Consider the following 15,309-nt stretch of genomic DNA (forward strand, 5'->3'; position numbering starts at 1 on the left):
TAGAGGCCTAGGACACCGCCCTTTCACGGCGGTAACAGGGGTTCGAATCCCCTAGGGGATACCACTATTTAAAATAATGAGATTTCGGTCTGATTGTTTAGCGTAAAATGGGGCCTTAGCTCAGCTGGGAGAGCGCAACACTGGCAGTGTTGAGGTCAGCGGTTCGATCCCGCTAGGCTCCACCAAATTTATCATTCAGATGATAGACACAAAAAAACCACCTAAGGGTGGTTTTTTTGTGTCTAAATTTTGAACATACTTCGTTATTGTTTCCACTCAAGTTTTAGCGGGCACGCTTTAATTCTTCTGTGCATTTGTTGTTTAATACTTTGTACTGAGTGTCCCAAGTTTAGGTTGAAACGAATATTGAATCTTTTTTTAGGAGCTGGAAGCTCAAGGACTGGGTACACTTAATGACTCGACACGTCTCATCAATGTTAGGGGAGGGGGGGGGATACCAATCAGTATAAAGATGTGGTCGCTCAGAGAGAGTTTAGCGGCACAGAGACAAGGTCATTAAATGCTCCTCGGTAACTGCTCTTGCGTTACTCTACCGCCTATATCCATATAGTCGTGCATTTATGACATTCACCACATCTGACGTCCAGGGATGGAGGAAATGTCTTATGTATGTCGGGAACATACAAGACCATGTGGTTTGCAACGAGTGAAGCGCATAGTTGAACTTGGTTAAGCTCCCTCTTGTTCCATAAGAGTCACAGTATCAGAGCCGCTAAAACTCGACATTCTGGCGCGTTTTTGGCTGCCTACTTCTGCGTTGAACAACTTTACAAGGGATCAACCATTCTTTCAGTTATTCGCCTTGAATTAGTTTGCCAAAAAACGTTCTGAGTAGATCAACTTCTTATACTTATTGGTATGATATCGTCGTTTGCAAAATGACAGTTCAAGTCATTATGATGGAACACCGCTTACGCTTAGTGCGTAAGTCCCAGATATCAATGATATTGAACAGTTAGAATAACCAAAGACATATTTAGACTAGTATTGCAGCTTTAGTTACAAGTGCACTGAAAGCATACAAGACTATGCTGTTCGCAGCGGGTGTAGAGCATAGTCATCCGTAACCTCTGGATGCGCTGAAACTCTGAGTCGAACACCTGCTGATACTGATTGCTATTAGCGTGAATGCTTCTACATGACAGGCGTAACGAGTTCATTTTAGTTTATTACTGAATGAGTTGGTTTTTAAGGGTTATATAGTAGGTATTTGGGCTGTAAGTATAAAAGCCACCATTACTGATGGCTTTTATATGTTTGTTACTTAAGGCTTTAATTGGGTCTAGGTTGTTAATTTACGCCGAGAAAGCCTCCTGTTTGGTGTGCCCAAAGCTGCGCGTAGATCCCACCTAAATTGATTAACTCCTGATGACTTCCTTGCTCTACAATTTTTCCGTCATCGAGCACGATTAATCGATCCATTGCCGCAATGGTTGATAGTCGATGAGCGATAGCAATAACGGTTTTTCCTTCCATTAGCTGATATAAACTTTCCTGAATTGCAGCTTCTACCTCAGAGTCTAGTGCCGATGTGGCTTCATCAAGTAGTAAAATTGGAGCGTTTTTAAGTAGAACTCGCGCGATGGCAATACGTTGACGCTGACCGCCTGAAAGCTTTACGCCTCGTTCGCCAACCTGCGCATCTAAGCCTTGGTTACCTTCAGGATCGCTCAAGTTTTGAATAAACTCATATGACTGGGAGCTTTTTATTGCTTGTTCAAGCTTGTCATCGCTGGCATCAGGATTGCCGTAGAGAATATTATCGCGGATAGATCTGTGTAATAGAGAGGTATCTTGGGTCACCATGCCTATATGCGCACGTAGTGAGTCCTGTTTGACCTGAGCAATATCCTGTTTATCGATGGTGATGCAACCGGACTCCACATCATGAAAACGCATAAGCAAGTTAACTAAAGTCGATTTCCCGGCACCTGAGCGGCCAACCAACCCGACTTTTTCGCCCGCTTTGATATGTAGATTTAACTCATCAATCACTCCACTATTTTCACCGTAGTGAAAACTGACATTATTAAAGTCGATAGCTCCTTTACTTACGTTTAGAGCTGGTGCATTCGTGATGTCATTGATATCGGTAGGCTTAGACAGCGTATTCATACCATCAGTAACTGTACCAATGTTCTCAAATAGTGAGCTTATTTCCCACATGATCCATTGCGACATACCGTTGAGCCTTAACGCTAAACTGATCGCAATCGCAATCGCGCCAACGGTAATCGCATCATCACTCCAAAGCAAAATAGATACAGCTGTAATAGCAAAGGCCAAAAGGTAATTGATAATCTGCACGCTCACGTTAATCCAGGTGACTAAACGCATCTGCCTATACACGGTATGAAGAAAGGATTTCATGCTGCTTTTAGCATACTCAGCTTCTTTTTGGGTGTGCGAGAACAGTTTTACCGTGGCGATGTTGGTGTAACTATCGACAATCCGTCCGGTCATTGTTGAGCGAGCATCAGCCTGCTCAGTTGACACTTTCTTGAGTTTAGGTAGAAACTTAAACTGTAGAGCAATATAAATAGCTAACCAAAGCAGCATAGGAACCATAAGTCGTAAGTCGGCCTTGGCTATCATTACGACCATAGAAGTGAAGTAAACCAAGATATAAACCAATACATCCAATAGCTTGGTAACCGTCTCTCTTACGGCTAAAGAGGTTTGCATCACTTTGGTCGCCACCCTGCCAGCAAAATCATTTTGGTAAAACGACACACTTTGTTTTAGCAAGTAACGGTGGGCCATCCATCGAATAGACATTGGGTAGTTGCCTAATAACCCTTGATAGACGATGAGCGCATGCAGTAACACCAGAGTCGGAATTACAATTAATACGAGCAGCGTCATCCCGAGTAATTTCATGCCTTCTTTTTCAAAAAGGGTATCGGGATCATTATTAATGAGCAGATCAACTAAATCGCCCATAAAGCCAAATAAAGACACTTCAAGAATGGCGAGTAGCGCGGTTAGAATCGACATTATAACCAGTGGAACTTCAAAGCCACGGGTGTAATGGCGGCAAAATGCATAGATCCCTTTAGGAGGCTGTTGTGGCTCCTCATCAGAGAAAGGCTCAACCCAAGACTCAAATCGTTTGAACATGTAGGTACTCAGTTAGGTGTTTTTTTGTTAGAAAAATATGAACAGTAGCTAAGTGTAAAGCTGAGGCATATATATGCAACCAATATTCAGTTCCGTTTTCCGCTAGTGATGACTAGGCTTGTTGCGTAAGATTACATTCATAAAACGATGTCTGGAATGTGGGATGCTAAATCACGACTGCAAGATTGAAAGAGATGCCTGTCGCAAGGCAAGGTTAGCTAGAGATCCTAGGTTTGATGGGCAGTTTTTTATTGGGGTGTTCACCACAAAAATATACTGTAGGCCAATTTGTCCTGCTGTGAGTCCAAAAGAAGAAAATGTACGCTATTTTGATTCAGCTCTCCAAGCCGCCAATGCTGGGTTAAGGCCCTGTTTACGCTGTCGCCCTGATAGCGCGCCGCACTCTTATGCCTGGAAGGGTACACAAACTACCCTAGAGCGGGCAAAGGCTATTATCGATGCTGGCGAACTCTCAGGCTATGATGGCCTTAGTGTAGAGACTCTAGCCGAGCGATTAGGGATTAGCAGTCGCTACCTCAGAAAACTGTTTAGCGAGAAAATGGGGATATCAGTTAAAGGGTATAGCCAATACCGGCAACTGATGTTTGCCAAGCAACTTTTACATCAAACCCAGTTGAGTATCACTCAAGTTGCATTTGCTGCGGGCTTTAATAGTGTTCGACGCTTCAATGAAGCATTTATGCAAGCTTTACAATTAACGCCTTCAGCGCTGAGAAAAACGTCCGTAAAAATGACAGCGCCTGATGGAACGCAAGAACAAGGACAGATCGTATTGCGGTTGTTGCTCAGCTATCGACCACCTCTTGCTTGGCAGCAACAGCATAGTTTTTATAAGGTTCGTGCTGTAGAACAGATGGAGTGGCTTGAAGATGAATATAGTTATGGACGGAGTTTCACCTTAAATGGAGTTAGCGGTTACTTCAATGCCAAGGTTGATACAAAGGCGAATTTGTTTGGTGTCGATATCGTATTAGAAAATGAATCAGGCCTTTCACAGCTTAGTTTAATTATTAGTAGCATTCGTAGGGTATTGGACTTAAATGCTAACGTGCTCGAGATTGACAGTGTGCTTGCATCCCTTGACCTTCTTGGAAATCAGATGATACCGGGGTTACGTCTACCTGGGGTATGGTCAACATTTGAAGCTGGCTGCCGAGCAGTATTAGGCCAGCAGGTAAGCATAACGCAAGCCTCTAAGTTACTAAATCAGTTAGTACTTGCCTGCGGGGAGAAGCGCTTAATTGGCGCAAAACAAGTGATACTATTTCCGTTACCCGAGACGATAGCAACAGCTGAGTTAAACGAGCTAAACATGCCTAGAGCCAGAAAGAAGGCGCTCAATGCACTAGGCCAGTTTGTAAGTGAGCACCCTGAAGCTGATATTGAACAATGGTTGTCGATAAAAGGGGTCGGACCATGGACCGTTGCCTATGCCAAAATGCGCGGCTTGAGTTATCCAGATATTTTACTGTGTGGCGATCTTGTCGTTAAAAAACGCATGCAGAGCCTTTATGCTGCAAGGGAAGACAAGCGATTAATATCAAAAGACTATGATGAGTTAATTCAAGCGCTCACTCAAAATGTTGCTCCATGGGGCAGTTATCTTACATTTCAGCTTTGGAACCTTTCATGAATACACTTTTACTGCCGTTAGCTAAGTTGAATTTTAAATCTGAATTTGGCGTACTCTCTCTGTGCGCTAATGCAGAAGGACTCACCCACGTTAACTTTATTCCACAGCAAGGGGATGATTGGCTATCGCGGGAAGTTAACACTAGTCAGTCACTAATTGATGCATGTGATAGTCATGGTTTAGCCAAACAACACCTGTTACAGGCTAAGCTTGAGCTGACGGAGTACTTTGCAAGCACGCGGCGTCAATTTAACGTTAAACTGGCCCCTAGGGGGACAGTGTTTCAATGCCAGGTTTGGCACGCATTAAGTGAGCTTGAATACGGTGAAAGCTGCAGTTACGCCGACATTGCCAGTCGGATTAATCGTCCAAAAGCGGTGAGGGCGGTGGGCACCGCAAACGGAGCGAATCCGATTGCTATTATTGTGCCTTGTCATAGAGTCATTGGTAAAAATGGTGCACTCACTGGATATGCTTACGGCATCGATCTTAAACAGAAATTACTGGCACTAGAAGGCTTAGCTTAAAGGGGACTTGTGTGATACAAGGCGTTTTAATGTGTATTAACAATACCTACTTTTAAAATGTCAGCGCTTGTAAGCGTAAAATCAGATCAAAAATAAGCTTTTAAGTGGATATTAGCGTAGAATAAGCGCCTTATTTTTGATTAGGCGTTTACCCGTACATTATGACTCAGTCAGCATCTTCAACAGACCAAGCAGCAACTCCAACTGTGACTAGTAACTCGACTCACAGTGACTTTTCTCAACTAGGGCTCATGCCTGAGTTGCTCGAAACGCTTAAATTGCTGAGTTATACAAGGCCTACGGCTATTCAGTCACATACTATCCCCGCAGTGTTAAACGGCAAAGATGTGCTTGGCGGAGCAATAACAGGTTCTGGTAAAACGGCCGCTTTTGCGCTGCCAATTATCCAAAAAATTGCCCAAGCAAAACCGCGCTCTAAAGAGGGTAACTACGTCTCTAGCCTAATCTTAGTGCCTACGCGTGAGTTAGCTCAGCAAGTCAGCGACAGCTTTATGCGCTATTCCCAGCTAATTAAGCCTAACCTAAAAACGCTAGCGGTATATGGTGGCGTATCAACCAACACTCAAATGTTAAGCCTACGTGGTGGTGCAGATATTTTAGTTGCAACACCGGGTCGACTCATTGACTTAATCTCGAGTAATGCCCTAAAGCTTGATAAGACTCAGACTTTAGTATTGGATGAAGCCGACCGCATGTTGAGCTTAGGTTTTACCGATGAACTTAATGAATTATTGGCTAAGTTGCCGGCCAAGAAACAGACGTTACTGTTTTCAGCGACATTCCCAGAAGAAGTGCGCGAACTTACCCAATCACTACTGAGTAATCCCGTTGAAGTTCAGTTACAGGGTGAAGAAGAAAGCACCTTAGTTCAACGTGTTATTACTGTGAATCGTAATCGCAAAACGGCCTTGCTCGCTGAACTAATCAAACAAAATGACTGGCAACAGGTGCTTATTTTTGCCAGTGCAAAATACAGCTGTAATCGATTGGCTCAAAAACTTGAAAACGCGGGTATTACTGTCGAAGTGTTTCATAGTGACAAAGGCCAAGGTGCACGAAATAGAGTACTTGAAGGCTTTAAAGCTGGCGATATTCGCGTGCTTATTGCAACCGATATTGCTGCCCGTGGTATTGATATTGAAAAGCTGCCTATTGTGATCAATTTTGAACTACCTAGAAGTCCTGCTGATTATATGCATCGTATTGGTCGAAGTGGCCGTGCAGGTGAGGCTGGTCTGGCCATGAGCTTGATTGCACACGATGAATATCAACACTTTAAGTTGATTGAAAAGAAAAACAAGCTGAGATTAGAGCGCGAGCAAATCCCAGGTTTTGAAGCTGATTTAGAGGCGCCTATTGACTGTCCTTCACGTGAAGAAAAGCCGATGGCAAAACCAGCAGGTACAGGCAAGAAAAGTCGTAAGAAGTTACCAAAGGCTAATGCAGACCTTTGGTCAAAGAAGTCTTGAACATAGCGATATAGATAACAAGTGATTTCGCTAGCGGGAACATCACTAAAAGGACTCTCAATGAGTCCTTTTTTAACACTGAAAATTAGGATTTTGTGGTATAGCGCTATTTTTAGTCATGTATCACCTCGTACAGCAATAAAGCGATAGCGTAGTATTTCGACATTAGGTATTCTCTGGTCGATTTATGTCGCTTGAAACTCATAATTTATTTAGGAAACACTATGCAGCACCTATTTTGGTTAGTTGAGGGACAAATTGCAGGACGCAGTGGGCCGAATAAAGATCCATGGGATCTTGCGCAATTAAAAGCATCAGGTATCGAAGCTGTCTTATCTGTAAATAACGGTGAGGAATGCAATCAAGATGAGTTTGTCACATTAGGGCTAGACTACCTATGCGTGCCGTTTTCTCGCAATATTCCGCCACAAGCAGAAGATCTAGACTATTGTGTCGAACAGGTGCCTAAAGCTCTCGCATTTATTCGAGAGTGCGAGGCGCAAGAAAAAACAGTACTTATTCATTGCCGATCGGGTAAAGATAGAACGGGCCTTATTATGGCCTACTACCTTATGGATAATGGAGCTGCACCTTTGCATGCGGTTAGTCAAGTTAGGGCTGTGCGCGATATTGCATTTAGCTCAGAGGGTTGGGATCAGTTTGCATTTGATGTGCTTTATGCGTTACAAGATTAATTAAGACTTCGCAATTGAATAAAAGAATGCAAATGGATTGCAGACACTTATTTTTAAAAATCGTTTTATTGTGGGCAGCTGTAGTAGGGTTAGTTGGCTGCCAATCTTCTCCTATTTTTCCTGAAAAACCGATATCGACCAAGCTTGCAGCCCAAGATGAGTGGCCCTTGGTTGAATATGTCGCTGACGATGTTGCAGCTCATCCAGATCAAACGGGTGTTATACCGCTGACAGACGGGGTTGATGCTTTTATCGCGCGGTTGGCTTTAGTCAACGCTGCTAAAGCAAGCATCGATATACAGTATTATATTTACCGCTCGGATGACGCTGGACGACTTCTCACTTGGCACTTAATTGAGGCGGCGCAGCGTGGTGTAAGAGTACGTATTTTACTCGACGACATGGCAATTAAAAACGCCGACGAAGCATTAGTGATGCTGGCTGATCATGAAAACATCCAAGTACGATTGTATAACCCTTCATTTGAGCGAAAATTCCGAAATATTGCCTTTGTCGCTGGGTTTTCTAGGCTGAACCATCGTATGCACAATAAGTCACTAACGGTTGATAACACCATTAGTGTGGTGGGGGGGCGTAACATTGGTAATGAGTATTTTTCTAACGATACCGATGTTGAATTTGGTGATTTTGATTTAATGGCCATAGGTGCTGCGGTAGAGGAAGTGTCGGATCAATTTGACCTTTATTGGAACGCACCACTTACAGTTGAAATCAATGCCCTCAGTTCCCATCGTGTGACTGAAGAAGAGATTGCTAAAGCACTATCATTGGTTGAAGCAGAAAAAGCCGCCTATAGCACTAATCCTTATATTGGCAGATTATTAAACAGTGAGCTGATAACAAAGATGGCAAACCGCTCATTGCCATGGTTTTGGGGGACTGCAAAGTTGGTTTATGACCAACCAGATAAGCAGAATCATCAATTGGATTCTGATAATATCCTGTCTGATCTTGGGGCTTTTTTAGAACAAGCAACAGATGAGGTATTAATTGTTTCCCCTTATTTTGTGCCAACGCGAGCGGGGACTCAAAGTATTATCGAGTCGATTAAGAAAGGGGTTGATATTACGGTGTTAACCAATAGCTTAGCCGCAACAGATGTGTTAGCCGTTCATGCGGGTTATCGTCAGTATCGGCAACAGCTGTTAGCTGCGGGGGTTAAAATATTTGAGGTCAAAGTCAATCCGGATGTGAAAAAGACCAGTAGCTGGAGCGGTAGTTCTAAAAGTAGCTTGCATGCTAAAACCTTTGTAACAGATAAGCGTTCTATTTTTGTTGGCTCCTTTAATTTTGATCCACGTTCAGCATGGTTGAATACTGAAATGGGGCTTATTATCGACAACAAGTCGTTAGCGACAAGCATCGTCGATGGTATTGAGGCAAGCCTAGTTAAAAACACCTACCGATTAGGGATAGAAGATCAACAAATTGTCTGGTTTGATGATTTTAATCAACGAAAAATATATGCTGAGCCAGATGCAGGCCTTTGGCGTATATTTCTAGTGGACTGTATCGCATTATTGCCTATTGAATCACAGCTTTAATTGTTTGCTCTGCGTGATTAGGCTAGAGTTTGTTTCATTGAGTTTAAGAATGAGTGGCTGCATAACAAATGAATGCAATAAGTAATAATAAAGTAAAGAGCAAGACAAGCCAGTCACAAGGTTTACTCCTGTTTCAATTGTCGATGACTCAGTTGTTTGCATTAGGCACTCTGAAAATTCGAGAGTTAGTTCCCTATAGCCCTTTAAGCGCCATTCCGCATTCTCATCCTACAATCTTGGGCGCTGCGACGATTAGAGGAGCGACCATACCGATCATTGATATGGCAGCGGCAGTCGGTTATCGACCTATTTCGCAAGAAGAATTGAAAGACAGCTATATTATTATTACTGATTGCCAAAGAATGGTGATCGGTTTTTTAGTGCGTGCAATCGATAAGATTATAGAGTGCAACTGGCGTGACATTGAAAAGCCACCCAGCAATTTAGGAAAAAATGCCTATCTGACAGGCGTGACCAAAATAGAAGGTAAATTGGTACAACTACTCGATGTGGAGCTCTTACTGTCTAAAGTTTTTCCTGCCAGTCCAGAAACAAGTCGAGCTATGCTGACTGATATACAGCGCGAATATTTAAAACCGCTCAATATTCTATTGGTTGATGACTCTAAAGTAGCGCGGAAACAGCTGAGTGATGCATTAGACAGTATCAATATTCCTTATCAGGTTACAGCTGATGGCCGAGATGCATTAATGATTATGGAGCAGGCCGAGCGAGACAATCGAGCCGTCGATATTTTAGTCAGCGATATTGAAATGCCTGGACTAGATGGTTATGAACTGGCGTTTGAAGTGAAGAACAATCCAGCTATTGCCCCCGCCTATATTATCTTGCACACCTCACTTTCTAGCGAGATCAGCGTCAGTCAGGCTCATCAAGTGGGAGCTAATGAGGCGCTAACAAAGTTTTGTGCTCATGAGTTGATTGACGCCATGCTGCGCGGGGCAGAAAAAGCCTTGGACAAGGCCAATCATTAGCACCTTATTAGCAATTTGTTAATCATGAGTAATATCCGAGTCTATTTGGCTGGCAAAGGTGGACAATAGTTGTCACATCCGATACAAACTGTGTAGAAGGGAGATTAATTTTATTTAAGGTTTTACCAGTAAGCCTTAAATAAAATTGCGACATACTATAAAAATGACAGGTTAACTAATGAATCAAAAAACATCCTTGTTTGCCCGTTTGGCAGACGGTAGTTTAGTGCTACAAATTCTCGTGGGTATTATTGCAGGTGCTGTTTTAGCCACCGTATCAAAAAGCGGTGCAGAGAGTGTGGCCTTTTTAGGTGAGCTATTTGTTGGTGCTTTAAAAGCGATAGCACCTATTTTAGTTTTTATCTTGGTGGCGGCATCGATTGCTAACCAAAAGAAAAATGCCAAAACGAATATGCGACCGATTGTGGTTTTATATCTATTAGGCACCTTTTCTGCGGCAGTTACTGCTGTGTTGATGAGCTTTTTGTTTCCTACCACGTTGGCATTATCATTAGACGCGGCTCAGGCATCACCACCAGAAGGCATTGGTGAGGTGATCCATACCTTATTGTTTAAGCTTGTTGATAATCCAGTTAACGCGCTGATGACAGGTAACTATATCGGTATTCTTGCTTGGGGCGTAGGCTTAGGTTTAGCACTGCATCACGCAACGGATTCTACCAAGCAAGTGTTTGCGGATGTTAGCCACGGTGTTTCTCAAATGGTGCGCTTCATTATTCGTTTAGCACCTATCGGCATTTTTGGTCTTGTATCTGCAACATTTGCGACTACAGGTTTTAGTGCTATCGCTGGTTATATGCACTTACTACTCGTGCTGCTTGGCGCCATGGCTATTATGGCGTTAATTATTAATCCTGCGATTGTGTATTTTAAAATACGCCGTAACCCATATCCTTTGGTATTTACTTGTCTGCGAGAAAGTGGCGTGACCGCATTCTTTACCCGCTCAAGTGCTGCAAACATTCCGGTAAATATGGCGTTGTGTGAAAAGCTAAAGCTGCATGAAGATACGTATTCTGTTTCTATTCCGTTAGGCGCGACCATTAACATGGGCGGTGCTGCGATCACGATTACGATTTTGACGCTGGCAGCAGCTAACACTATGGGAATTCAAGTTGATCTACTCACTGCTATCTTGTTGAGTGTGGTTGCGGGCGTTTCAGCTTGTGGTGCATCGGGTGTTGCCGGTGGCTCACTGCTACTTATTCCATTGGCATGTAGCTTGTTTGGTATTTCTAATGACGTTGCTATGCAGGTGGTTGCAGTCGGATTTATCATTGGCGTTATTCAAGATTCAGCAGAGACAGGCTTAAACAGCTCTACTGACGTTATCTTTACTGCTGCAGCTTGTGAAGCGGCAGAGCGCAAAGAAAACGCATAAATACACCGTTTAGCATTAAAGCAAAAGCCCGTTCATAGAGATGAACGGGCTTTTTTGTGGTTAATTGTCTTGTTCTGGAATGTGGTAAAAAAACTTTATGGGCTTATGCACCAATGATCCCAAGTGGCTTGCCGGTTTGCCATGTCCCACGAGTGAAATCTGGGAAGTTAACCGAATTACTGCGGTTATTGACGGACTCCTCACTCAGAATATTGACCACTGACCATGAGGCGCCATCATAAACGTCTTGATCTAATGGCTCGGCATTTCTTAAGCAATACACCATGCGCCAAAGCATTAAGAAGTCCATACCGCCATGACCACCGTTGCGCTTAGCTTCTTCTCCCATACGCAGCCATAAAGGGTGGTCATACTTAGCGTACCACTTTTGCATATCCATATCCCACTGGTGATAACTGCCAGAGCCACCTTCCTCTATTGCTATTCGGTTAGGGAAGCCTGCAAACACGCCATTAGTGCCTTGAATGAGGTTATGGCGACTATAGGGACGTGGAGTGGTAGTATCGTGCTGTACCATGATGGTACGGCCTTTAACCGTTTTGATAAGTGAAGTATTGATATCGCCATTGATGTAGCTAAGTTGATTGCGTTCATGATCCGCTGAAAATTCACGCTTAGCATATTGTGCACGACCTAAGGCGGGGGAACTCATTGAAGTCATGTAATCAAATCTGTCACCGCGGTTGATATTCATATATTGGGAAACAGGCCCTAAACCGTGTGTGGGATACAAGTTGCCGTTACGTTTAGTGTGCCAATAGGTTCGCCATGAGCCAGTTTTTTGATCAATTTCTTTCATCTGCCAACGCAGTTCATGGATATAAGCAGCTTCGGCGTGTAACAGTTCACCAAACAAGCCCTGACGCACCATATTGAGCACCATGAGCTCATCTCTACCATAGTTAACGTTTTCCATCATCATGCAGTTCTTTTGGGTACGCTCTGCTGTATCGACGATTTGCCAGCACTCTTCAACAGTAAGCGCTAATGGCACCTCAACAAAAGCATGTTTACCGCTTTCCATCGTATGGATGGCCATAGGAGCGTGCCACTTCCATGGGGTTGAGATGATGACAATATCGATATCATCACGACTTAATAACGCTTTATAAGCATGTTCACTACCAGTGTATTGAGCGGGTTTAGGCAATCCTTGGGCGTCAATAAATGCGATAGATTTATCTAGTACTTGTTGATCAATATCGCATATGGCTTTGATCTCTACGCCATTGATATGACAAAAATGCTTTACATGACCAGAGCCACGTTGGCCGACGCCAATAAAACCCACTCTAACCGTGTCCATTTTAGGGACCACCAAGCCCATTATAGACTGTGCATTAGCGGGTTTCTTTTGTACTGCGTGAGCGCTGGATAGTGGTAGTTGGGAGGTGATCAATCCTGCTGCGGTGAAGCCTGCAGTTTTTAAAAACAGTCGGCGATTAAATGTCATTTCCACTCCTGTAGTATTGTTATTAATTCTTCAACAAGAGCATAAAGTTATATCAGATTTGGTTTGGAAAAGGTTAAAAACTGATGAGGGGTCATTTGTGCTTGTCTTTTTATGCGTATTTACTAAAGTAATGCATAGAAAGTGATTTATATCGCGTTTTTAATTTTTTAGTGCGATACACTTTATGTTAAAAGGTAGCAGTAACCTTGTGATTGCTTTCTTTGTTTATACTTGATTTAGTAAACAAAAATATTACAAATGCTTTTTAAGGGAGAAAACTAGCAGATGACTCTTGTACGCAATAAGACAGATGAAGTTATTCAAATTGAGAAAGAGGCAAAACTCAAAGAGATGGAAATGTCGGTAGTTGAGAAGCGTAAACGTTTATCTTGGCGAGAGGATGAACTCAATACTCGTGAGGTTGTTGGCCGTTGGATAGATGAAAGGCCTTTGCTAGGAGACAATATAACCCTTTATAAGCAGTCGGGTAGGTATTACCTAGAGACTTGGTATCTTGATGGTTGCCACAGTTTAGATGAAATGACCTCAGAACAAACTGAAGAAGGCATCAAACTTGAAGATAAGGGCGGCAATATTTTTGGTGAATATTTCATGTTTACTGAAGGTAAAGACCTTAAGTTTTGTAATTCAAGCAACTGTTATTACACGGCTAAAGTTAATTTAGAAGCGGTATAGAGTTAACACTGCAGCTTTTTGGTCCGGGCAGTTTAATAAAATCAAAAAGGGGCATAAGCCCCTTTTTAGTTTTCAGCCTGAAACCTCTCTCCTGAAATCTACCTCCTGAAATCTACCTCCTGAAATCTACCTCAGAAGGTGATTCTTTTACTCACTAATTTACCGCGGTAGAGAAAGGATGCGCACTGCTAAATAGCATAGATTTACCTGAGTAAGGGTGAGTAAAGCTTAAGCTTTGTGCGTGTAGCTGGAGTCTCTTTGCTGCTTTGATGACGTGCTCATCACCATAGAAATCATCCCCTAAAATGGCATGCCCAAGTGCGAGCATATGCACACGTAATTGATGGGTTCTACCTGTGACGGGTTTTAGCTCAACTAAACTACTTGCAGTCTTTTGAGCCAGCAGTTTGTAATGGGTAATAGCAGATTTACCCGAAGCACTGAGAATCTGTTTAGGCGGGTTGAGTTTATCTGCTGCGATAGCAAGATCAATCACACCTCTTTGCAGGTTCAGTACGCCATCAACTTCTGCTATATAGGTTTTTTGAGTTTGTCTATTTTGAAATTGGGTTTTAAGGCTCGACTCTGCTTTTTTATTACGTGCAAATACCATGATACCTGATGTTGCACAGTCCAAACGATGCACCAATATGGCGTCTTTAAAGCGCTGTTGCAGTCGAGTGAGTGCACAATCGTGGGTGTATTCAGCGATCCCAGGATTAGAAAGTAAGCCTGATGGCTTATTGATAACAATAATATCTCGGTCGATATAGCGGATATCTAACCAAGGAATACTGGGGGGCTGATAGCTAAAAATTTGCATGAGTTCTCCTATTGCGGCGCAATTCTAGCAAATTTGTTCAGCTGAAGCATCGGCTTAATATGATTTATTAATCAGGATTGGATAGGAAGGGGGCATACATTCGAGTGCCATTGCACCCGAATGTAATGATATCGGCTTAGCCTATAAGTATGGAGTACTTAGCGTGTTTTTATAAATACTCAGGCGGGGTATTACGTGTCCACAGACGGCTATAGGCCATCAATTGTGGGTAAAAGGTGCGAAAAGCGATTTCAATTTCGGTGTCGAGCTTTTTAACACTGTCTAGGGCACCGTTAAAAATTTCAGGTTTGGAAACGCGTTTAGCCACTGAGCTGATAGTTTGATTTAGGCCGTTACGAGTCTGATAGGCGACGAGCCAGTTCTCGGAACGGATCTTTGGGGCAATAGCAACGAGCTGCTCGGGTAAATCACGACATTCATCAATGTCTTTATAAGCTTTAACTGCAAATTCTTCGAGGCTTTGATGATGGTATTCGTCCCAGTATTTAGCCAGCATATGGTCAAAACTTAGATCGATAAGGATAGGTGCAGCACGGGTTAACGATTTAGGAAATAGCGATAGCAACTCTTTAGTGATTTCGTGGCTATCGGTTAGCTGATCAATTTGGCGGTGTAGCCATATCCCTTGTTGAAGATGTTTTGGGAAGTGCTCAATGCTGCCTTTAGCAAAATCTCCGGCAATATTGGCAGCCAATGAGGTTTGGCTATTATCTGCTAAGTGCAGGTGTGCAAGGAAGTTCATATTTTATACTTGGTAATACGCATACTTCACGTTATCATGCGCGGTGATGCTAAGGAAATCCTTTCTCGATAAGTTTACATATAA

The 15,309-nt window shown here is 42.9% G+C and carries 12 protein-coding genes and 1 tRNA gene; 9 read left to right on the forward strand and 4 right to left on the reverse strand.

The genetic code is table 11. The features are described 5' to 3' along the window. The first annotated feature begins 109 nt into the window (after positions 1-109). Positions 110-185: transfer RNA gene (locus ACVBIU_RS06920), tRNA-Ala, on the forward strand. A gap of 1,126 nt (positions 186-1,311) precedes the next feature. Here the strand turns inward: ACVBIU_RS06920 and ACVBIU_RS06925 are convergent. Further along, a complete protein-coding gene (locus ACVBIU_RS06925) occupies positions 1,312-3,141 on the reverse strand; it encodes an ABC transporter ATP-binding protein (RefSeq protein WP_447163447.1) in 1,830 nt (609 codons plus the stop codon). Between the two features lie 163 nt (positions 3,142-3,304). Here ACVBIU_RS06925 and ACVBIU_RS06930 point away from each other — a divergent pair, with 163 nt between their 5' ends. The 7 genes from ACVBIU_RS06930 to sstT all read left to right on the forward strand — a co-directional run bounded on the left by ACVBIU_RS06930 (position 3,305) and on the right by sstT (position 11,469). Further along, complete coding sequence (locus ACVBIU_RS06930) at positions 3,305-4,795, forward strand: Ada metal-binding domain-containing protein (RefSeq protein WP_447162486.1); 1,491 nt, start codon at positions 3,305-3,307, stop codon at positions 4,793-4,795. After that, complete coding sequence (locus ACVBIU_RS06935) at positions 4,792-5,322, forward strand: methylated-DNA--[protein]-cysteine S-methyltransferase (protein WP_447163446.1); 531 nt, start codon at positions 4,792-4,794, stop codon at positions 5,320-5,322. The genes ACVBIU_RS06930 and ACVBIU_RS06935 overlap by 4 nt, the downstream gene beginning before the upstream one ends. Positions 5,323-5,483: 161 nt before the next feature. Continuing rightward, positions 5,484-6,812 carry a DEAD/DEAH box helicase gene (locus ACVBIU_RS06940; RefSeq protein ID WP_447163445.1) on the forward strand — a complete coding sequence of 443 codons (1,329 nt, stop codon included), beginning with the start codon at positions 5,484-5,486 and terminating at the stop codon, positions 6,810-6,812. A 224-nt stretch (positions 6,813-7,036) separates the two neighbouring features. After that, positions 7,037-7,507 carry a phosphatase domain-containing protein gene (locus ACVBIU_RS06945; RefSeq protein ID WP_447162483.1) on the forward strand — a complete coding sequence of 157 codons (471 nt, stop codon included), beginning with the start codon at positions 7,037-7,039 and terminating at the stop codon, positions 7,505-7,507. Positions 7,508-7,539: 32 nt separating this feature from the next. Beyond that, positions 7,540-9,072, forward strand: coding sequence for a phospholipase D family protein (locus ACVBIU_RS06950; RefSeq protein WP_447163444.1), 1,533 nt, complete (start codon positions 7,540-7,542; stop codon positions 9,070-9,072). Positions 9,073-9,140: 68 nt separating this feature from the next. Further along, on the forward strand, positions 9,141-10,067 hold the full coding sequence (locus ACVBIU_RS06955; RefSeq protein ID WP_447163443.1) for a chemotaxis protein: 927 nt from the start codon (positions 9,141-9,143) through the stop codon (positions 10,065-10,067). Positions 10,068-10,245: 178 nt separating this feature from the next. Further along, positions 10,246-11,469 carry a serine/threonine transporter SstT gene (gene sstT, locus ACVBIU_RS06960; RefSeq protein WP_447162480.1) on the forward strand — a complete coding sequence of 408 codons (1,224 nt, stop codon included), beginning with the start codon at positions 10,246-10,248 and terminating at the stop codon, positions 11,467-11,469. A gap of 103 nt (positions 11,470-11,572) precedes the next feature. Here the strand turns inward: sstT and ACVBIU_RS06965 are convergent, their stop codons facing one another. Beyond that, positions 11,573-12,943, reverse strand: coding sequence for a Gfo/Idh/MocA family protein (locus ACVBIU_RS06965; protein WP_447163442.1), 1,371 nt, complete (start codon positions 12,941-12,943; stop codon positions 11,573-11,575). A 285-nt stretch (positions 12,944-13,228) separates the two neighbouring features. On the opposite strand from ACVBIU_RS06965, the gene ACVBIU_RS06970 reads away from it, so the two are divergent. After that, positions 13,229-13,639, forward strand: coding sequence for a hypothetical protein (locus ACVBIU_RS06970; RefSeq protein ID WP_447162478.1), 411 nt, complete (start codon positions 13,229-13,231; stop codon positions 13,637-13,639). A gap of 154 nt (positions 13,640-13,793) precedes the next feature. Here the strand turns inward: ACVBIU_RS06970 and ACVBIU_RS06975 are convergent, their stop codons facing one another. Continuing rightward, entirely contained in the window at positions 13,794-14,462 is a 669-nt protein-coding gene (locus tag ACVBIU_RS06975; RefSeq protein ID WP_447163441.1) for an RluA family pseudouridine synthase, read from the reverse strand. A 169-nt stretch (positions 14,463-14,631) separates the two neighbouring features. Then, positions 14,632-15,225: an acyl carrier protein phosphodiesterase gene (locus ACVBIU_RS06980; protein ID WP_447162476.1), complete on the reverse strand. Its 594-nt coding sequence runs from the start codon at positions 15,223-15,225 to the stop codon at positions 14,632-14,634. Positions 15,226-15,309 lie beyond the last annotated feature (84 nt).

It is taken from the genome of Shewanella sp. 30m-14 (assembly GCF_052977125.1).